The sequence below is a fragment of the Streptomyces sp. NPDC107522 genome, assembly GCF_055657525.1.
In genome coordinates this window covers 864318-883815 of record NZ_JBVKAU010000002.1, presented here as the reverse complement: position 1 = coordinate 883815, position 19498 = coordinate 864318, and the positions used below count along the sequence as shown (strand labels likewise).

Below are 19498 nucleotides of genomic sequence, written 5' to 3'. Positions count from 1 at the left end.
CGCCTCAGCTTCCGCCGGCGAACCTGCGCGCGAGGCCTCGATGATGCTCCGCCACCAGGCCCGCCTGGGCTCCGGTGATGACGGAGCCCGGCATGGAGCCCAGCCGTTCGGTCTCCTCGGCGAGGCGCAGGTGCTGGGTGCGGCCGTGCTCGCGGCAGGCAAGACAGGTGACGCTCTCGGGCCGCACGGAGGTCATCGCATACGGCACCCGCAGCCCACAGCCGGTGGTGACCGTCTCCGGCAGGTCACCGACGAGGCCGAAGGTGCCGGCCAGCAGGTTGCGCTCACGGGGGTCGTGGCGGGTCACGCTCTGCGCGACGTGGATGTGTGGATCGGCACCGTCCATGGGCCCATCCTGCCCGCCGGCCGACCGCCTGCGCGAAAGGCGCAGGTCGCCGTCCGGGGTGCGCGGCTCGTCACCGGTCAGTACGGTGCTGTCCTGGTGTTCGAGCTCGGCTGTGGGAGGCGGCATGGCCGGCAACAAGGCGGAGAAGCTGCCGCGCAAGACGTACGAGAAGGAACTGCTGCGTCTGCAGACGGAGTTGGCGAAGCTTCAGGAGTGGGTGCGCAAGGAGGGGGCCCGGCTCGTCGTGATCTTCGAGGGGCGGGACGCGGCCGGCAAGGGCGGCACCATCAAGCGGGTCACGGAGCACCTCAACCCGCGGGTGGCGCGGATCGCCGCGCTGCCGAAGCCGACCGAGCGCGAGCGCACCCAGTGGTACTTCCAGCGGTACATCGGTCATCTGCCGGCCGCCGGCGAGATCGTGCTGTTCGACCGCAGCTGGTACAACCGGGCCGGTGTCGAGCACGTCATGGGCTTCTGCACCAAGGAGGAGTACCAGCTGTTCCTGCGGCAGTGCCCGATCTTCGAGCGGATGCTGGTGGAGGACGGGATCCTGCTGCGCAAGTACTGGTTCTCGGTGAGCGACGAGGAGCAGCAGGAACGCTTCCGGCGCCGGCTGGAGGATCCGCTGCGCCGCTGGAAGCTGTCGCCGATGGACCTGGAGTCGATCACCCGCTGGGAGGAGTACTCCCGGGCCAAGGACGAGATGATGGTGCACACCGACATCGCCGAGGCGCCCTGGTACGTCGTGGAGAGCGACGACAAGCGGCGGGCCCGGCTGAACATGATCGCCCATCTGCTGGACTCGGTGCCGTACCAGGACGTCCTCCCGCCGGTCATGGAGCTGCCCGAGCGGCCGGAGTCGACCGGTTACCGGCGGCCGCCGCGCGATCTGCAGAACTACGTCCCGGACCACGCGGCCGAGCTCTGAGGTTCACTCCTCCTCGGTGCGGACGACGGCGACCGGGCAGTGCGCGTGGTGCAGCAGGGCCTGGCTGACCGAGCCGAGGAGAAGCCCGGCGAATCCGCCGTGCCCGCGCGCCCCGACCACGACCAGTCCGGCATCGGCGCTGGCCTCGATGAGGGTGTGGCGGATCCGGCCGCGCACCAGCCTGCGGTCCACGGCGACGTCGGGATACTGCTCGCGCAGCCCGCCCAGCGCCTCGGCGAGCACCCGCTCCTCCTCGTCGTGCAACCGCTCCTCGTCGTACGTCACGAAGGGCGGGTCGGCCGGAGCGTCGTAGACACGTTCGGTCCGGGTGCTCCAGGCGTGCAGCGCCAGCAGGTCCACGCCGTGCAGGGAGGCCTGGGCGAAGGCGAACTCGACGGCGCCCCGGGACGCGGGCGAGCCGTCGACGGCGACGAGGACGGGCCGGCCTGGCTGCGGTGTGCCGCGTACCACCAGCACCGGGCAGGCGGCATGGGCGGCCAGATGACCCGCGGTGGAGCCGAGCAGCAGGGCGCCGAACCTGCTGTGCCCCCGGCTGCCGACCACTGCCAGGGACGCCGTGCGCGACTCGATCTCCAGCACCGTCAGGGGTTCGCCGACGACGACTTCGCGCTGGATCTCCGTGCGGGGCGCGAGCGCGTGGGCGCGCCGCTCGGCCTCGGCGAGCGTGCCGTCGATCAGCTCGCGCATCCCGGCGCCGCTCGGCTCCCAGGGCCGCCCGCCCGCCGGTACGTGCGCGGCAGGCCAGCCGAAGGCGTGCACCAGCCGCAGCGCCACGCCCCGCAGCCCGGCCTCCCGCGCCGCGATCTCCACGGCCGTCAGACTCGACGGCGAACCGTCCACCCCTACGACAACCGGGCCGTTCATCACGCTCCCCTTTCCGCGCCGGAGCCACCAGGTTCTCCACGAGGCTCCCGGTCCGGGCCGCCGCGCGACGTCCTCTGGCGTCCTCCGCCCTCCCAGCCTCTCCCCGCCGGCCCTCGCCCGCACAGGGCCGGGTCAGTCGGGCAGGACCAGTCGTGCCGTCTCCCCCGGCTGGATGGACGCCTCGCGGCCCGGCAGCCGTACGTCGATCGGTGTGACGTCGTGGGACGGGACGGCGATCTCCAGCAGTCCGCGTTCCAGGCGCAGCCGTACGCCCCAGTTGCCCTGGTAGCGCAGGGAGAACCCGTACGAGGACAGCTCGGGCAGCGGCACGGGGTCGAACCACAGGGCGCCGCCCCGGGTCTCCAGGCCGGTCAGGCCGCGTTGGACCAGGTCGAGGGTGCCGGCCATCGCGCCCAGGTGGATGCCCTCGCCGGTGGTGCCGCCCTGGACGTCGGCGATATCGCCCTGGAGGGCCTCCTGGCAGAACTTCCACGCCTCGGTGCGCCGGCAGCGGGCCAGTACCCAGCCGTGGACCAGGCCGCTGAGGGTGGAGCCGTGGCTGGTGCGGTGCATGTAGTAGTCGAGGGTGCGCCGCCAGACGTCCTCGTCGAGCCGGTAGCCCAGCCGGCGGAAGAGCCCCTCCAGTTCTGCCGGTGCGAAGAGGTAGCCGAGCATCAGCACGTCGGCCTGCTTGGAGGCCTGGTAGCGGTTGACGGTGTCGCCCTCCGCCTCCAGGATCCGGTCCAGCCGCCGGATGTCGCCGTAGTGGCCGCGGTAGGCGTTCCAGTCGAGTTCGGCGAGGTCGCCGTAGCCCGCGAACTGGCTGATGACGTCGTCGTGGAAGGGGACATGGAGGGTGCGGGAGACGTCGTCCCAGCGTTCGAGTTCGCCGCCGTCCAGGCCGGCGCGCTCGACGAGTTCGCGTCGGCGGGGCTCGGGCAGGGTGTCCAGCAGCTCCATGGTGCGGGCGAGCACCCAGGCGGCCGTGACGTTGGTGTACGCGTTGTCGTCGAGGCCGGGCATGTCGGCGTCCGGGTAGGACTCGTGGTACTCGTCGGGGCCGACGACGCCCTTGATGCGGTGGCGGCCCAGGCTGTCGTCGTAGACCGCCTTGTCCGCCCAGAAGCGGGCGATCTGCACCAGCATCTCGGCGCCCTTGGTGTGCAGGAACTCCATGTCGCCGCTCGCCTCGCCGTACTGCCACACGTTGTAGGCGATCGCCGAGCCGACGTGGTGCTGGAGGTGGGAGTGGTCGGGCAGCCAGCGTCCCGAGCGCGGGTTGAGGTGGAGCTGCTGGGTCTCCTCACGTCCGTCGCTGCCGCTCTGCCAGGGGTACATCGCGCCCCGTCGCCCCGCTCGCCTGGCCGCGGTGCAGGCCTGTTCGAGGCGCCGGTGGCGGTAGCGCAGCAGGGCGCGGGAGACCTCGGGGAAGTGCAGGTTGAGGTAGGGCAGGACGAACAGTTCGTCCCAGAAGACGTGGCCGCGGTAGGCCTCGCCGTGCAGTCCCCGGGCGGGCACGCCGACGTCGAGGTCGGCGGTGTGCGGGGAGAGGGTCTGCAGGACGTGGAAGAGGTGCAGCCGCAGGATGCGGCCAGACTCGCCGGGCACGTCGAGTTCGGCGCGGCGCCAGAGCTGGTCCCAGGCGGTCCGGTGCGACCGGGCCAGGGCGTCGAAGCCGGGGGCCCGGCCCACCCGGTCGACGGCGGCGTGCAGCGGGTCGCTGATGGCCGGGTCGCGGGAGGTGTGCAGGGCGACGGTCTTGTCGACGGTGGCGGTGCGGCCGGGGGCCAGGTCGAGCGTCAGCCGCTGGATGGCGTACGGCGGTTCGTGGCGGACCGTGAGGGGTGCGTCGGCGGTCAGCCGGGCCGCGATGCCGATCCGGGTGTCGGAGGTGCGGGTACGGCAGCGCAGCCAGACCGTGTCCTCGGTGGCGGTGCCGGTGTGGACGTGGGTCAGGTGGCGGCCGTCGAGGTCCCGGTAGCGCGGGACGCCGGAGTTGGTGACCGAGCCGTCCAGGGCCGCCTCCACCTCGAGCGGGCCGGCGTACCCCTCGGTGGTGAACTCGGTGCGCAGGGCGGCCAGATGCGGGTCCGCCATGTGCACCATCCGCTGCTGACGCACCGTCAGCACCCGGCCGCCGCCGAGGTCGTACCGTGTCCGGCGCTCCAGCAGCCCCGCGGACAGGTGCAGCAGTTGCCGGTGGCCGAGCACGGTCGTGGTGTCGGGGACGATCCAGTGCTCGCCGGGGAGACGGAAGCGCAGGGGCAGCCAGTTGGGGACGTTGACCATGTCCTCGTTCTCCACCTGGCGGCCCGCCACCTCGGAGGTGAGCCGGTTGTAGATGCCGGCCACATAGGTCCCCGGGTAGTGGACCTCGTCGGCGGTGCACTCGGGAAGCACGCCCCGTGTGGCGAAGTAGCCGTTGCCGAGCGTGCACAGGGACTCCCGGAGGCGTTCGTCGGCGGGCCGGTAGCCCTCGTACTCCCAGGTCCACCCCGCTTCGGCCTCCGGGATCCGGTCGTCCGTCACTTCGGCGCTCCTCCCGCGCAGAGTTCTCCGAGGTCGTGTACGACAATGTCGGCGCCGTGCCGCAGCAGCCGCGCTCCGGTGTCGGTACCGGCGGCCCGGTCCACGCCGACCACCAGGGCGAACCCGCCGCGCCGGCCCGCCTCGACGCCGGCCAGGGCGTCCTCGACGACGGCGGACCGGTCGGCGGACACACCGAGCCGACGGACCGCCTCCAGGAACAGGTCCGGCTCCGGCTTGCCCGCGAGGCCCAGGCGGGCCGCCTCGCCGCCGTCCACCAGGACGTCGAACAGGTCGAGCACCCCTGCCCGGCGCAGCACCTCGCCGGCGTGCCGGGAGGCGGAGGCCGCGGCACGGGGCACTCCCGCCGCGCGCAGCGCCTGCACCAGCCGTACGGTTCCGGGGTAGGCGTCGACGCCGTGCTCGCGCAGCCGCTCGGTGAAGAGGCGCTCCTTGTCGGCGGCGACGGCCCGCACCGTCTCCGGCGACGCCTCGATGCCGCGCGCGGCGAGGAAGGCCGCGGCTCCGTCGAGGCGGGACTTGCCGTCGACATGGCGCAGGTAGTCGTCCCGCTCGTCGAAGGGGCGGCGTCGGTCGGGGTCGTCGGGCGGGTGGGCGCGCAGGAAGGCGTCGAAGGCCGCCTTCCAGGCGGCGGCGTGCACCCTGGCCGAGTCGGTGATCACGCCGTCGGTGTCGAAGACGACCGCACGCACGTCGCGCAGGGCGGGGGCGAGCGTGTCGCGTGCCCGGGAGGGGGTGAGGGGCTCGTGCATCGGTCACCCCCGCCGTGGCAGGTCGGCGTCCGGGCCGGGGGCGCGGCGGCACCGTGCGCGTACGGCATCCAGGGGATGTCCGCGTGCGCCGGCGTCACGGAACGCGGATCGCACGGCGTCCTCACCTCCACTCGACGGCTCTCCCGCTCCCGGCAGGGTCCGCTCATGGGTACCCGTCAGGCCCGCCTTGTCACCTTCGGCCCTCGCCTCCTGCCCGTACAGGGCCGACCGGCCCTGGCACATCCGGCGCGCACGTGGTGTGCTGGAGGTGACGGGAAGGACCCGGGAAAGGCGCGGGGAAACGGATGACGGCCGTGCACCGCGCAATCAGGATCCGCGAGAAGCGGATAGGGCCCTTCCCGCCCTGTTGTCCCCACGCCCGAGGGCCGTCGGGCCCTCAGTCCCCCCGGTACAGCGCGCTGAGCAGCTCGATAGCCTCCTGCGCGGCGGGATGCGGGTCGTCGCGCCACCAGGCCAGCCGTACGGCGATGGGTTCGGCGTCCCGCACCGGCCGGTAGGCGACGCCGGGGCGCGGGTACTGGTGGGCGGTGGCCTCGGCGGTGACGCCGACACAGCGGCCGGTGGAGATCACCGTGAGCCAGTCGTCGACGTCGTGCGTCTCCTCGGTCGCCGGGCGCGCGTCGGGCGGCCACAGATCGGTGGTCGTGGTGCCGGTTCGGCGGTCGACGAGGAGGGTCCGGCCGCTGAGGTCGGCCAGCCGGATCGCGCGGCGCCGGGCCAGCGGGTCGTCGGCGGCCACGGCGCACAGCCGCCGCTCCAGCCCGACGATGGCCGAGTCGAACCGCCGGTCGTCCACCGGTCGGCGTACGACGGACAGGTCGCAGGCGCCCTCCGCCAGGCCCGCGGTGGCCGAGTTGACGCGCACGAGCTGCAGATCGGTCCCGGGGCGGGCGGCGGCCCAGCGGCGCTGGAAGTGCGCGGTGTGCCGGCCGAGCGCCGCCCACGCATAGCCCATCCGCAGCCGGTCGTGCCCGGAGCCGGCCTCCCGGACCAGGTCGTCCACCTCACCGAGCACGCGCCGAGCGTGCGCCAGGACCCGCAGGCCGGTCCCCGTCGGGGTCACCTCGCGGGAGGTCCGCCGCAACAGCCGTACGCCCAGGGCGCGTTCGAGCGAGGCCAGCGAGCGCGAGACGGCCGCCTGGGAGACGCCGAGGGCGATGGCGGCGTCGGTGAACGTGCCCTCGTCGACGATGGCGACGAGGCAGCGCAACTGCCTCAGCTCCACATCCATGCGTCAAGCGTATAGATGGTGGCGCGAACGCATTTTGCGCAAAGATCGAACGGCCCCACGATCGGCGCATGCGCACCCGCCCCGCACCCGCGCCCGCCCCGGCGCCGGCTCCCGCAGCCCCGTTCGAGAACCCGGAGCCGACAGGCGGCCGTCTCGCCGGTGTGGCCACCATGATCGGCAGCGGTCTGTCCAACCAGACCGGCGCCGCGCTCGGCTCGCTCGCCTTCCCCGTTCTCGGCCCCGTCGGTGTCGTCGCCGTACGCCAGTACGTCGCCGCTCTCGTCCTGCTGGCCGTCGGCCGGCCGAGGCTGCGGACGTTCACGTGGCGGCAGTGGTGGCCGGTCACCCTGCTGGCCGTCGTGTTCGGCACCATGAACCTCTCGCTGTACTCCGCGATCGACCGCATCGGCCTGGGCCTGGCGGTGACCCTGGAGTTCCTCGGCCCGCTCACCATCGCCCTGGCGACCTCGCGCCGCCGCGTGGACGTCTGCTGTGCCGTGATCGCCGCGGCCGGCGTCGTCACCCTGATGCGCCCGCAGCCCTCGGCCGACTACGCCGGGATGGCCCTGGGCCTGCTGGCCGCCGTCTGCTGGGCGTCGTACATCCTGCTCAACCGCACCGTCGGCCGCCGCATCCCCGGAGCGCAGGGCGCGGCGGCCGCGTCCTGTCTGTCCGCCCTGATGTTCCTGCCGATCGGCACGGCCGTCGCCCTCCGGCATCCGCCGACGGCCGGCGCCCTCGCCTGCGCGGTCGCCGCCGGTGTGCTCTCCTCGGCCGTGCCGTACCTCGCCGACCTGTTCACCCTGCGGCATGTCCCGGCCCGGGCCTTCGGACTGTTCATGAGCGTCAACCCGGTGCTCGCGGCCGTCGTCGGCCTGATCGGACTGGGCCAGGACCTGGGCGCACCGGAGTGGGCCGGCATCGGCGCCATCGTGGCGGCCAACGGGCTGAGCATCCTGACGTCGCGGGACTGATGACACGTAATCCGCCCTCCCCTCCTGGGAGTTGTCCTCAGACTCAGGGATGAACTGTCGTACCCACAGTGAACGCACAGCGCGCGTTCCTCCTCTTGCACGGCGAAACACCCCCCACCGGAAAGGGATGTGCCGTGCGCACACGTACGCGTATACGTACGACCTCTGCAAGACAGGTGATCCTCGCCGTCACCGCGGCGGGCTCCGTACTCGCCACCCCGCTCTCCCCCGCCCTCGCGGCACCGTCGCCCGGGGCCGCGGACCTTCGCGCGGACGTCGACCGCGACGGCCGTGTCGATGTCACCGGCGACACCGACACCGCCGGCGAGGACAGTTGGTCCGCCGGCCGAGGAGCCGTCTACCTGCCCAACATCGACGACGACACCAAGCGCTGCCCGGTCAAGGGCCCGGACGGCCGGCCACTGCCGGATGCCAGGCTGGCCGCCTGCAACGACGCCTCCGACAAGAAGGTCAACGGGCGGGGCGACGCCGCCGATCTCGCCCGGATCCGGTCCGTACCGATGCCGGACGTGGCGTCCGGCGCGCAGGGCAGTGTGCAGGTGACGGCCGGGGCCAAGTACACCCGGGTGTTCCTCAAGCGTTCCGGCGCATGGGTCCTCGTCACGCCAGGCACCCGATTGTCCGCGGCCGAGTTGCGCTCCGGCGCCGAGTTCGGCGTCGAGGCCACCGACGTCGTCCGGGACACCGCGAAGTGGGACGGCCGTGCGGTGATCCGGCTGTCCGTGACGTCCGCCGGGCGGACCACGTCCGACACGGTCACCCTGCGCGTCGCCCCGCTGCTGACCCACCACCACCTGCAGAACACCCAGCAGGTCATGGTCACCAAGGTGCCCGGCAACAGCCCCGCCGACCGGCCCTACCGGCAGTTCGTCACGAACCTGGGGAACGAGGTGCGGCGCGCGGGGATCACCAAGCCGCTCGTGACCTTCGAGAAGTACGGCGACATCTGGGCGCAGGACTTCGTCGAGCCGGCCTACGTCAGCATGACCGGCCCGGGCGGGCAGCGGCAGGTGATGCGCGTGATGCTGCGCTCGGCCCAGCCCGACCGCGAGGCGGGCCGGGAGCTGTTCGAGAAGGTGCGCGGCCGCGACACCGGGGTGGTGCAGGTCTCCGGCGTGCGCGACTCGGAGGAGCGGACGCTCAACTCCATGGGGAACCTGGAGACCATTCCGCCCTACACGCACGGCGGGCGCTCCTTCCCGGCCGGCCGCATCATCATGGGCCACCGCAAGGACACGGGTTCCAGGCCGGCGCAGGCGATGCGCACCCTGCTGAAATCCCAGGGCCTGCAGGACCCGCTCCTGCTGGACACCTCGTGGCTGGGCGTCGGCCATGTCGACGAGTTCGTGCAGTTCCTGCCCGCCGACACCCCGCGTGGCTGGCGGCTCGGGGTCGCCGACCCGCAGGCCGGACTGAAGCTGCTGCGCGACGCACAGCGCGACGGCCACGGCCGCACGAAGATGTTCTCGGTTCCCGGCCTGGGGAACCAGCCGGCGCCGAGGGAGACCATCGAACAGGCCCTCGCCTCCCGGCACTTCGTGGCCGACAACACCATGGCGGCTCAGCGCATCAAGGCCAATCTCGACATCCTCAAGCGCGAGACCGGCGTCACCGACGACGAGATCGTGCGCGTGCCGGCCCTCTACACCCGGGAGGCCGAGATGTCCGCGCGCGATGGACAGGACGTGTCCGTGCCGCGTCTGACGCGCATGGGCGCGGACCCGTCGCTCGTCGGCTCCCTCGGCAAGTACGGCCAGCAGAAGTGGCTCGGCGAGAACCGCAGCGGCTCCGGCACGCGGGCCGCCGCCGTCCAGACCAGCGCCTACGTCCCCGGCGCGGTCAACGGCATCCTGCTCGCCCGCGACCGCTACCTCGCCCCGCGCCAGTGGGGTCCTGTCATCGGCGGCAAGGACATCTTCACGCAGGCCGTCACCGCGACGTACGCACGAGCGGGTCTGAAGGTGTCGTACATCGACGACTGGTACACGTACCACCTCGGCATGGGCGAGGTGCACTGCGGCACCAACACCCTGCGTGACGCCTCCGCGGCGTGGTGGAAGTCGAACTGACGGCTCTGTGGTCCGCGCCCGGCTGTCCGGGCGCGGACCACCCGTACGGCGTCACGAAGGTGACGGCACCCGGACGGACGGCTCGTCGCAGGCAGTGACCGGGTGAACCGCACGGCGCCGTCAGCTCGAGGGGCCGAGCGCCCCGGCGATCAGGCCTTCGAGTTGCTCCGCGACCTGGTCCAGGGGTTCCGCGCTGCGCTTGGCGCGGCACATCGCGGTGGCGCCCTCGACGGCGGCCACGACGAGGGCAGCCAGCCCCGGCGCCCGATCGGGGTCGGCGCCATGCGCACGCACCGCGTCGGTGAGCAGCCGCTCCCACTCCTCGAACGCCTCGGCGGCCGCCAGGAGGGCCATGGGGGTCTCGTCGGCCGGCGGCTCCTCGACGGCGACGGCCAGCACGGGGCACCCCGCACGGAAGTCGCTGTCGACGACGATGCCGCGCCACAGGGCGAGGAAGGCGCGCAGCCCGGCGACCGGCCCCGCGTCGAGTTCCTTGCGCAGTACGCGGGCGACCGCCCCACCCGAGAACCGCACCGCCTCGGTGGCCAGCTGCTGCTTGCCCTCGGGGAAGTAGTGGTAGGTCGAGCCGAGCGGCGCCTTGGCGTGCTTGGCCGTCTCCCGGATGCTCGCGGCGTTCAGGCCGCGCCTGCTGATCAGGTCGGCCGCACCGGCCACGATGCGCTCGCGCGACGGCGCACTCGACTTGGCCAAGACCGCACTCCTCTCTGGATATAACGCTTGTCATAGTCTAGCGTGACCTCCGGATATAACACTCGTCATAAACGGTGGTCCGACCGAAGACCATGCCGTTCGAACACCGTGTTCCGTTCGAAGACCGTGTTCCGAGTCCAGACCGAAGAAGGAGTTGCCCATGCCGATGATCCGGCTCACCGTCCCGACCGGTTCCCTCACCGATGAGGGCCGCGAGACCGTCCAGCGCGACCTGGCCGGCGTCCTGCTGCGCTGGGAGAGGGCGCCCGACACGGCGTTCTTCCGTGCCCAGGCGTGGAGCTACCTGATCGAGCTGCCGGAGGGGGCGCAGACCACCGCCGAGGACGACGCGCCGCGCTTCCTGGTGGAGGTGACGGTGCCGCAGGGTGCGCTGTCCGAGCGCCGCAAGGCCGGTCTGGTCGAGGACGCCACGAAGACCGTCCTCGGCGCCGCCGGGCTCTCCCAGGACGACGCCCTGCGCGTGTGGGTGCTGGTGCACGGGCAGGCCGACGGCACCTGGGGCGCGGGCGGCTCGGTCGTCCGGTACGCCGACCTGGTCGCCCTCGCCAAGGGACAGAAGGGGCAGCAGGCCGATGCGTGAGCTCACCTACGTCGCCCGCAACACCGTCGAGTGGCGCGAGGCACCCGACCTCGAGGTCCGGTCCGGCCAGGAGGCGATCGTCGCCCCCGTGGCCGCGACCTCCTGCGACGTCGACACGGCGATCCTGGCTGGGCATGGCTTCGTCGACCCGCCCTTCGCGCTCGGCCACGAGTGCGTGGCCCGGGTCGTCGAGACCGGCGACGCCGTCTCCGGCGTGGCTCCCGGCGACCTGGTGGTCGTCCCCTGGTCCATCAGCTGCGGAAGCTGCGACCACTGCCGCGCCGGCCTGACCGCCCACTGCACGGCCGTACCGCACATGGCGATGTACGGCGCGCCGATCGGCGGCAACTGGGGCGGGCTCTTCTCCGACCTGGTGCGAGTGCCGTACGCGGACGCCATGCTCGTGCCGCTGCCGGACGGACTCGACCCGGTCGCGATGGCTTCGGCGAGCGACAACTGGTCGCTGTCCTGGCGTCTGGTCGCTCCCCATCTCAAGAGCAGGCCGGGCGCGCGCGTGCTCGTGGTCGCACGCGGCAGCATCGGCCTGTACGTCTGCGACATCGCCCGCGCGCTCGGCGCCTCCGACGTCCTCTACGTCGATCCGAAGCCGGAGCACCGCGAGGTCGCCGAGAGCTTCGGCGCCCGTACGGCCGAGGCACTCGAACCCGTCCGGCACGGTTTCGACATCGCCGTCGAGGCCACGGGCCGCGTCGACCAGCTCGCTCTGGCGGTCAAGTGCCTTGTACCGGAAGGCATCTGCGAGTCCGCGGGCAACCACTTCCGCCCCGGGGAGCTGCCCCTGCTCGACATGTATCTCACTGGTGTCACCCTGCGCATCGCCCGTGACAACGTCCGCGGGCACATCCCCGACGCCCTCGGCCTCGCCCTCTCCGGCAAGGTCGACCCGGCGCGGGTCGTCTCCCATGTCCTCGACTGGGAGCGACTCCCCGACGCCCTGCCCGAGAAGCACCTCAAGCCCGTCTTCGTCCGCCAGGACACCTGACCGAGAAACCCGATGAACGCACCAGCGACCGAAGCCCCATTGACCGACGCCGACGAACTGGAGCAGCAGCGGGCGGCGATCGCCGCCCTGGGCCACGAGCTACGGGCCCTCGTCGACACCACCGTACGCACCGACGCCCCGACCGAGGTGCTGCACCATGTGACGGACGAAGTCCGTCGGCTCGCAGGGCAGTTGACAGGCCGTCGTCGGACACGGGCGGAGATCCCCGCCGTGGACGAGTTCCCCGGTGGAGTACGGATGTACAGCCCCGTGACCGGACCCGGCAGCCCGCTCGCCCCGCCCATGCGGGTCACGCCGGACGGCGACGGCGTCCTCGGCCACGGCACGCTCGGCATCGCCCACGAGGGCCCGCCCGGGTACGTGCACGGCGGCATGAGCGCCATGCTGCTGGACGAGTTGATGGGCTGGGCCTGTTACGCAGCGGGAAGCCCCGCCATGACCGTCTCCTTGCGGATGCGCTACCAGCGGCCCGTCCCCGTGGAGACCCCGCTGCGGGTGCACGCCCGCGTCACAGGGACCGAGGACCGCAAGATCTTCGTGGCCGGCTCCATCAGCGCCGCCGACGATCCGTCGGTGCCGTTGGTCACCGCGGACGGGATCTTCGTCGCGCCCGATCCGGAACGGGCCCGAGCGCTGTTCCCGGACACGCGCTGAAGCCTTCGGCTGCCGATCACCACCCGCATCACGATCGCCTTCATCGGCGCGACCGTCGTGACGCTGTTCACGGCGGTTCGAGCAGCGGGCCACCAACACCACCACCCTCGGCCTTCGCCCGGTTGCCGCGCGGGGACGCGGTCCGCGGCATGCTCGTCCCACCATGCAACTCGGCAGCGAGCTCGACAACACCGGCCGGATCAGCCGAGCCGACTGGCGCCGACACACGCACGCACGTGACCTTCGCTGCCGCAAGGTCGATACTGCCGACAGTAGTGCTGCTGCCACACGTCCGACGCGCCACAGCCACCTGACGACCCCGTCATCAAAGCCGGCAGCAGTACCGTCAGAACCCGCTTCCGACCACCACACCGCCAAGGTCGGCTACTGACCCGACTCCGTCTCACCTGCTAGAACGCAAGTCATGAGCCCATCCGCCAGTCTCACCGGGAGGTACCCATGAAGATGCTGATCAACGTCGCGGAGACCGTGGTCGCGGACGCGCTGCGCGGGATGGCGGCCGCCCATCCCGAGCTGGTCGTCGATGTGGAGAGCCGGGTGATCGTACGACGCGACGCGCCGGTGGAAGGGAAGGTCGCCCTCGTCTCCGGCGGCGGGTCGGGGCACGAGCCGCTGCACGGTGGCTTCGTGGGTCCGGGGATGCTGTCGGCGGCCTGTCCGGGCGAGGTGTTCACCTCTCCGGTGCCCGACCAGATGGTGAAGGCGGCGGCCGCGGTGGACAGCGGGGCGGGCGTGCTGTTCATCGTGAAGAACTACACGGGCGACGTCCTCAACTTCGACATGGCCGCCGAACTCGCCGAGGACGAGGGCATCCAGATCGCGAAGGTGCTGGTCAACGACGACGTGGCGGTCACCGACAGTCTCTACACGGCCGGGCGGCGCGGCACGGGCGCGACGCTGTTCGTGGAGAAGATCGCCGGTGCCGCGGCGGACGAGGGGCAGCCGCTGGAGCGGGTGGAGTCGATCGCCCGTCAGGTCAATGAGAACTCCCGCACGTTCGGGGTCGCCCTGAGCGCCTGCACCACACCCGCCAAGGGCAGCCCCACCTTCGATCTGCCGCCCGGTGAGCTGGAGTTGGGCATCGGCATCCATGGCGAGCCCGGCCGGGAGCGGCGGGCGATGATGACATCGGGCGAGATCGCCGACTTCGCCGTGGGCGCGATCCTGGACGACATGACCCCGCGCAATCCCGTCCTCGTCCTGGTCAACGGCATGGGCGGGACACCGCTGTTGGAGCTGTACGGCTTCAACGCCGAGGTGCAGCGGGTGCTCACCGAGCGCGGTGTCGCCGTCGCGCACACCCTCGTCGGCAACTACGTCACCTCGCTCGACATGGCCGGCGCCTCGGTCACCCTCTGCCAGGTCGACGAGGAACTGCTGCGGCTGTGGAACGCGCCGGTGAAGACACCGGGGCTGCGGTGGGGAATGTGATCCGGAGACCGACGATCGCAAGGCACCTGAGGCACCTGTCACGCAAGGAGATCCAGTGCTCGACGCCGATTTCTTCCGCCGTTGGATGACGGCGACCGCAGCCGCCGTCGACCGTGAGGCGGAGCGGCTCACCGCCCTCGACTCGCCCATCGGGGACGCCGACCACGGCAGCAACCTGCAACGGGGGTTCACCGCCGTCACGGCGGCGCTGGAGAAGGAGGCCCCGCAGACGCCCGGGGCGGTCCTGACCCTCGCCGGGCGGCAGCTCATCTCGACGGTCGGCGGGGCGTCGGGGCCCCTGTACGGGACGCTGCTGCGCCGGACCGGCAAGGCCCTCGGGGACGCCGGCGAGGTGAGCGAGGACCAGTTCGCCCAGGCGCTGCGGGCGGGGGTGGACGCGGTCATGGCGCTCGGTGGTGCGGCGCCGGGCGACAAGACCATGATCGACGCGCTGGTGCCGGCGGTGGACGCGCTCGGCGACGGCTTCGGCGCGGCGCGGGCCGCCGCCGAGGAGGGCGCCCTGGCGACGACGCCGTTGCAGGCCCGCAAGGGGCGGGCGAGCTATCTCGGGGAGCGCAGCATCGGGCACCAGGATCCCGGGGCCACGTCCTCGGCGCTGCTGATCGCGGGGTTGGCGGAGGCGAACGGTGAGTGACGCGGCGGTGAGTGGCGAGAAGGCGAGTGACGAGGAGAAGGGCGAGCGGGTCGTCGGCATCGTGCTGGTCTCGCACAGCGCACAGGTGGCCGCCTCGGTGGCCGAGCTGGCGCAGGGCCTCGCGGGCGGCGGAACGGCCGTGCCGGTGGCCCCGGCGGGCGGCACCGAGGGCGGCGGCCTCGGCACCAGCGCCGAGCTGATCGCCGCGGCGGCCGCCTCCGTGGACCGCGGCGCCGGGGTCGCGGTCCTCACCGACCTGGGCAGCGCGGTCCTCACCGTGAAGGCCCTGATCGCGGAGGGCGACGAACTCCCCGGAAACACACGCCTGGTGGACGCCCCGTTCGTCGAGGGCGCGGTGGCCGCGGTCGTCACGGCGGCCGCCGGCGCCGACCTCGCGGCGGTGGAGGCGGCCGCCGCGGAGGCGTACGCGTACCGGAAGGTATAGGGAGGACCGCCGGGGGCAGGGCGGCGGACTGAACCGGCTGTCCACGGCAGCCACGGTCCGCCGCGGGCCTCCCCCGCTTCCGCCCGGGGCGCTGGTGGCGGGCGCGCCCTACCCGACCCCTTCCGCCGCGATGGCCAGCGCCGAGCGCAGCGTCGCCACCAGCTCGGTCTGTGCCGTCGCCGGGTCGGGCTCGGGGTCGGTGGTGTGCCAGGCGTGGTGCTCGACCGCCGCACGCAGCGCCGCGTTGACCATCGCCGCCTGGATCGCCGGGCGCAGGTCGTCGGCGGGCAGTCCGGCGCGTTCGGCGAGGGCGCGGGCGAACGCCGGTTCTGCCTCGTCGTACGTCTGGAGCCAGATCGCGCGCAGGCCGGGCTCGGTACGGGTCAGCCGTACGAGTGCCCCCACGGTGGTGCGGTCGGGGACGGACAGCAGGCGCTCCTCGACCGCGAACTCCCGGTCCATGACCTCCTCCAGGGCCTCCCCGGGTCGCCACTGCCGCAGGCACCCGGCGATCAGGTCGATGCCGGCCGAGAACAGCGGCCGTACGCAGCTCTCCTTGCTCGGGAAGTAGCGCCACACCGTCCGCGCGGAGACACCGACCGCCGCTCCGATCTGCTCACCGGTGGTCGCCGCCACGCCCTGGGCCACGAACAGGTCCACCGCCGCCCGCGCGATCTCCAGCCGGATCTCGGCCTTGCGCTCCTCGGTCAGGGGCGGTCGTCCCGTGGGTCGTCTCGTGCCTCCGCGGGCTGCGGTCATGCGTCTCCTCCGGTCGGCCCCGATCGCTCTCCGGGAATTCTCCCCGAAGACTTTATGTCACTCAGAGACATTAAGTCGTATGGTGTGGCTCCCCGGGCGCGTTCGACAGGCCGCTCCTCGGGCATCGCATCTCGGACACGCGGATGGAGCACTTCATGAGCAGCGGACTGGACGGGCGCAGCGTCATCGTCACCGGAGCGGGCTCGGGCATCGGGCGCGCTGCCGCGCCGGCCTTCGCCAAGGAGGGCGCCCGGGTCGTGGTGGCGGATCTGAACGCCGAGGGCGCGCAGGCGGTCGTCGAGGAGATCGAGCAGGCGGGCGGCGCCGCGGTCGCCGTCGTCGGCGACCTCAGCGAGCAGGCCGTCGTCGACCAGGTGGTCGAGACCGCCGTCGAGCGCTTCGGCGGCGTGGACGTCCTGGTGAACAACGCCGGGATCATGGACCGGATGTCGGCCCTGGCGGACGTCACCGACGCCGAGTGGGAGCGGGTCATCCGGGTCAACCTCACCGCCCCGTTCCTGCTCACTCGCGCGGTGCTGCCGCACATGCTGGAGGCGGGCAGAGGCGCCATCGTGAACACGGCGTCCGAGGCCGGCCTGCGCGGCAGTGCCGCGGGTGCCGCCTACACCGCGTCGAAGCACGGTGTGGTGGGGCTGACGAAGTCGCTCGCGGTGATGTACCGCAAGCAGGGGATACGCGCGAATGCCATCGCCCCGGGCGGCACTCGGACCGGCATCGTCGTGGACGCCGCGCAGGACGCCCATGGACCGGCGGCCCTCGGCCCGCACTTCGTCAACCTCGGCAAGCTGGCCCAGCCGGAGGAGCAGGCCGCCGCCATCGTGTTCCTCGCCTCGGACGCGGCGAGCAACATCAACGGCGTGATCCTGCCGGTCGACGACGGCTGGTCGGCGGTCTGACGCCGTTTCAACCGGCGTCCACGCGCGCGTGGACGCATCACTCGCCGTACACGGACCGCTCTTCGCGCACAGCTTCCTCACGGCGCACGGCAGGCTCACCGCGCACGGAGTCCTCGCCGTGCACGGCCTGCCCACCGTCCACGGGCTCCTCGCCGCGCCCGGCCTGCCCATCGTCCACGGATTCCTCACCGCGCCCGGCCTGCCCACCACCCACGGACTCCTCGCCGCGGGGGGCTTGCGCACCCTGGACGGCCTTCCCGCCGTGCACGAACTCCCTCGCCAGCCGCTCTCCGGTCGTCATGGCGGCCGCGCGGTCCTCGATGGGGGTCACCGGTTCGCCCTTGAAGACGATGTAGGTGACCCCGGAGGCCGTGCCGCCGCGGCGTGGGTCGGCCGGGATACCTAGGGCCTCGGCGGTGGCGTACGACGCCTCGCCGATGATGTCGCGCGGGCCGACGTCGCCGACGACCGCGTACTGCACGCGGCCCCGATACAGGACAGCCACGACCGAACCGCCGCGGATGCCGTGATCACGGTAGTTCCAGATGCCGCTCGGGGCGGGCAGGACGACGTAAGGGAGGCGTTCGGCACTCAGGTGGCGGCCGTCGGACTGCTGAAAGGCCGTCGTGGCGGAGAAGAACGGATCCGTACGGCCGTTGCAGCGGTCGGTGGGCTGCCCGTCGCAGTCGATGTCCATGTCCGCCTTCCAGAACACCGCACCGGGCGCTCCGCAGACCGGGATCGTCGCGGGGGCGCCCTTGTCGGTGCGGTAGCGCCCATGGGAGACGGATGTGCAGTCGCGCACCTTGGCCAGCAGGTCGGCGGCGCCGACGTCGGGCTCGCCCCGTGTCGTGGGCCCTTCCTGCGCGACCGGCGGGGGTGTGGGCAGCGTCGTCGGGGCGAGCAGGGCGGCACTTGCTGCCGCCAGCGTCAGCGACCGGACACGCACTATGCGGACCCCTCTCCTAGGGGATGTGACGAGCGCTCAGCCCGAAGCATTGTCAGGAGGGCACTCAGCCAATCTGATGCCGTTCGGATCATGCTGCCACCAGAGGGGCCCGTACGGCCCACACCCCGGGCGACACGCGACCGCCCTCGAGCTTCCGGCAGGGGCCGGCGGGGCCGGGTCCGCGACGGGACCCGGCCCCCCGGCCACCCGTGTCCGGCGCGGGACAAGCGACGACAGCAACCCGTGCCGACGGCATGAACTCCCCGACTCACGCGGGGAGTTGCCGTGAGGAGCTTCAGCATACGTAACACGTCCGGCGTACCACCAACGACCGCCCTCTTGATGTGATCGCGTCAGCAGCGCCATATTGGTCCGGACCATTCCCGCGAGCCACCCCCGGGAGGCAGAGTCGTGCGACGCGTTCTCGTCCCCTTGTCCGCCCTCTGTACGGCGCTCGCCCTGCTCTCCTCCTGCGCCTGGGGCGAGGCGGGCGAGGACGGCGGCCGGCTGCCCGCGGCGCCCACGGGTGTCACGGCCGCCGCGGGGAGCGCGACGAGCGTGCACGTCATGTGGAACGCGGTCTCGGCGGACCGAGGCATCCGCCACTACGAGGTGTATCGGGGCACCACGAAGGTCAAGGAAGTGCCGGGCTCCGCGCACATGGTGGATGTCACCATGCTCAAGCCGTCCACCATGTATGCCTTCACCGTGCGGGCCCGTGACACCGACGGGCGGCTCGGCCCGCCGAGCAAGGAGGTCCGGGCGACGACTCCCGAGGCCGTGGCCGCCGACCACGCGGCCCCGACCCGTCCGGGGAAGGTCCATGGCCGGGCGGTCGGCAGCCGGGCGGTCGAGCTGTCGTGGTCGAGGGCGACGGACGACCGGGACGTGGTGTCGTACGACATCCATCAGGGCGACACAAAGATCCACAGTGTGGGCGGGAACCAGACCGCGACCGTGGTCACCGGGCTTCGGCCCGGCACCCGCTATTCCTTCACCGTCCGGGCCCGGGACGCGGCAGGCAACCTCTCCCCCGCCACCGCGGCGGTCCGTGTCACCACGCCCGGCACCGACGACGGGCGCGGCACGGCGCCGACCGCCTTCCGGGCCACGACACACCGTGAGGACGGGGCGTACCACCTCGACCTGAGCTGGGTGCCGCCGCGGGCGGACGGCGTGGTCGCGGAGTACCAGGTGCGGCTCGACGGACGTACGGCCACCTCGCTGGTGTACGGCGGGAGCGCGCCGCGCGGGCGGGCCACGTACAGCTTCTACCTGGGCCCGGAGGAGGGAGTCACGCACCGGGTGAGCGTCCGGGGCAGGCTGCCGGACGGCACCTGGGGCGGCTTCTCGGCGGAGCGGACGGTGACGACCGGCGCGCAGGGCTGACATCCCCTCCGGCGTCCCCCGGATGCAGCAGCCCGTCACCTGTCCGGGCGCGGCCCGCATGCGGTCCGTTCCCGGGGCGCGTTGGCTGCCCCTGAGGCAGCACGGGCGTTCCCGATCCTCGGCGGCGCCAGGGATGTTCCGCCGACCGTGCCGCCGGAGGGCAGTTCA

Annotated in this window: 18 protein-coding genes and 1 pseudogene; 11 read left to right on the top strand and 8 right to left on the bottom strand. The window is 72.5% G+C overall.

Going from position 1 to position 19498, the window contains the following annotated elements:
- Window positions 1–4 precede the first annotated feature (4 nt).
- Window positions 5–472, bottom strand: coding sequence for a hypothetical protein (locus tag ACZ7L6_RS09255; protein ID WP_471921470.1), 468 nt, complete (start codon window positions 470–472; stop codon window positions 5–7).
- On the opposite strand from ACZ7L6_RS09255, the gene ppk2 reads away from it, so the two are divergent.
- On the top strand, window positions 471–1274 hold the full coding sequence (ppk2, locus tag ACZ7L6_RS09250; protein ID WP_471921468.1) for a polyphosphate kinase 2: 804 nt from the start codon (window positions 471–473) through the stop codon (window positions 1272–1274). The two genes, ACZ7L6_RS09255 and ppk2, sit on opposite strands and share 2 nt — an antisense overlap.
- Window positions 1275–1277: 3 nt before the next feature.
- On the opposite strand, the gene ACZ7L6_RS09245 is transcribed toward ppk2, so the two are convergent.
- From ACZ7L6_RS09245 to ACZ7L6_RS09230, 4 genes are all read right to left on the bottom strand, one after another.
- Window positions 1278–2159: a universal stress protein gene (locus ACZ7L6_RS09245; RefSeq protein ID WP_471921466.1), complete on the bottom strand. Its 882-nt coding sequence runs from the start codon at window positions 2157–2159 to the stop codon at window positions 1278–1280.
- 132 nt (window positions 2160–2291) lie between these two features.
- Window positions 2292–4688: a glycoside hydrolase family 65 protein gene (locus tag ACZ7L6_RS09240; protein WP_471921464.1), complete on the bottom strand. Its 2397-nt coding sequence runs from the start codon at window positions 4686–4688 to the stop codon at window positions 2292–2294.
- A complete protein-coding gene (locus ACZ7L6_RS09235) occupies window positions 4685–5458 on the bottom strand; it encodes an HAD family hydrolase (protein WP_471921462.1) in 774 nt (257 codons plus the stop codon). Before ACZ7L6_RS09235 ends, ACZ7L6_RS09240 begins: the two co-directional genes overlap by 4 nt.
- Window positions 5459–5855: 397 nt before the next feature.
- Window positions 5856–6710, bottom strand: a complete 855-nt coding sequence (locus tag ACZ7L6_RS09230) for a LysR family transcriptional regulator (RefSeq protein ID WP_471921460.1) — start codon at window positions 6708–6710, stop codon at window positions 5856–5858.
- Between the two features lie 68 nt (window positions 6711–6778).
- On the opposite strand from ACZ7L6_RS09230, the gene ACZ7L6_RS09225 reads away from it, so the two are divergent.
- Window positions 6779–7684: an EamA family transporter gene (locus ACZ7L6_RS09225; RefSeq protein WP_471921458.1), complete on the top strand. Its 906-nt coding sequence runs from the start codon at window positions 6779–6781 to the stop codon at window positions 7682–7684.
- A 134-nt stretch (window positions 7685–7818) separates the two neighbouring features.
- Window positions 7819–9774 carry a protein-arginine deiminase domain-containing protein gene (locus ACZ7L6_RS09220; protein WP_471921456.1) on the top strand — a complete coding sequence of 652 codons (1956 nt, stop codon included), beginning with the start codon at window positions 7819–7821 and terminating at the stop codon, window positions 9772–9774.
- A 120-nt stretch (window positions 9775–9894) separates the two neighbouring features.
- Here ACZ7L6_RS09220 and ACZ7L6_RS09215 read toward each other — a convergent pair whose 3' ends face one another.
- Window positions 9895–10485: a TetR/AcrR family transcriptional regulator gene (locus tag ACZ7L6_RS09215; RefSeq protein WP_471921454.1), complete on the bottom strand. Its 591-nt coding sequence runs from the start codon at window positions 10483–10485 to the stop codon at window positions 9895–9897.
- A gap of 160 nt (window positions 10486–10645) precedes the next feature.
- Here ACZ7L6_RS09215 and ACZ7L6_RS09210 point away from each other — a divergent pair, with 160 nt between their 5' ends.
- The 6 genes from ACZ7L6_RS09210 to ACZ7L6_RS09185 all read left to right on the top strand — a co-directional run bounded on the left by ACZ7L6_RS09210 (window position 10646) and on the right by ACZ7L6_RS09185 (window position 15316).
- Entirely contained in the window at window positions 10646–11086 is a 441-nt protein-coding gene (locus ACZ7L6_RS09210; RefSeq protein ID WP_471921452.1) for a tautomerase family protein, read from the top strand.
- Window positions 11079–12089, top strand: coding sequence for a zinc-dependent alcohol dehydrogenase (locus tag ACZ7L6_RS09205; RefSeq protein WP_471921450.1), 1011 nt, complete (start codon window positions 11079–11081; stop codon window positions 12087–12089). Before ACZ7L6_RS09210 ends, ACZ7L6_RS09205 begins: the two co-directional genes overlap by 8 nt.
- Window positions 12090–12101: 12 nt before the next feature.
- Window positions 12102–12764: a PaaI family thioesterase gene (locus tag ACZ7L6_RS09200; protein ID WP_471921448.1), complete on the top strand. Its 663-nt coding sequence runs from the start codon at window positions 12102–12104 to the stop codon at window positions 12762–12764.
- A gap of 459 nt (window positions 12765–13223) precedes the next feature.
- Window positions 13224–14216 carry a dihydroxyacetone kinase subunit DhaK gene (gene dhaK / locus ACZ7L6_RS09195; RefSeq protein WP_471921446.1) on the top strand — a complete coding sequence of 331 codons (993 nt, stop codon included), beginning with the start codon at window positions 13224–13226 and terminating at the stop codon, window positions 14214–14216.
- A gap of 55 nt (window positions 14217–14271) precedes the next feature.
- Window positions 14272–14871 carry a dihydroxyacetone kinase subunit DhaL gene (dhaL, locus tag ACZ7L6_RS09190; RefSeq protein WP_471921444.1) on the top strand — a complete coding sequence of 200 codons (600 nt, stop codon included), beginning with the start codon at window positions 14272–14274 and terminating at the stop codon, window positions 14869–14871.
- Window positions 14864–15316 carry a PTS-dependent dihydroxyacetone kinase phosphotransferase subunit DhaM gene (locus tag ACZ7L6_RS09185; RefSeq protein ID WP_471921442.1) on the top strand — a complete coding sequence of 151 codons (453 nt, stop codon included), beginning with the start codon at window positions 14864–14866 and terminating at the stop codon, window positions 15314–15316. Before dhaL ends, ACZ7L6_RS09185 begins: the two co-directional genes overlap by 8 nt.
- A 108-nt stretch (window positions 15317–15424) precedes the next feature.
- Here the strand turns inward: ACZ7L6_RS09185 and ACZ7L6_RS09180 are convergent, their stop codons facing one another.
- Window positions 15425–16075, bottom strand: coding sequence for a TetR/AcrR family transcriptional regulator (locus ACZ7L6_RS09180; protein ID WP_471921440.1), 651 nt, complete (start codon window positions 16073–16075; stop codon window positions 15425–15427).
- A 155-nt stretch (window positions 16076–16230) separates the two neighbouring features.
- Between ACZ7L6_RS09180 and ACZ7L6_RS09175 the strand changes: the two genes are divergently transcribed.
- Window positions 16231–16992, top strand: coding sequence for an SDR family NAD(P)-dependent oxidoreductase (locus tag ACZ7L6_RS09175; protein WP_471921439.1), 762 nt, complete (start codon window positions 16231–16233; stop codon window positions 16990–16992).
- Window positions 16993–17242: 250 nt separating this feature from the next.
- Here ACZ7L6_RS09175 and ACZ7L6_RS09170 read toward each other — a convergent pair.
- Window positions 17243–17941 (bottom strand): annotated as a pseudogene (locus ACZ7L6_RS09170) (glycoside hydrolase family 75 protein); the annotation flags it as partial.
- Window positions 17942–18352: 411 nt separating this feature from the next.
- On the opposite strand from ACZ7L6_RS09170, the gene ACZ7L6_RS09165 reads away from it, so the two are divergent.
- Entirely contained in the window at window positions 18353–19330 is a 978-nt protein-coding gene (locus tag ACZ7L6_RS09165) for a fibronectin type III domain-containing protein (RefSeq protein WP_471921437.1), read from the top strand.
- The last annotated feature ends 168 nt before the right edge of the window (window positions 19331–19498 follow it).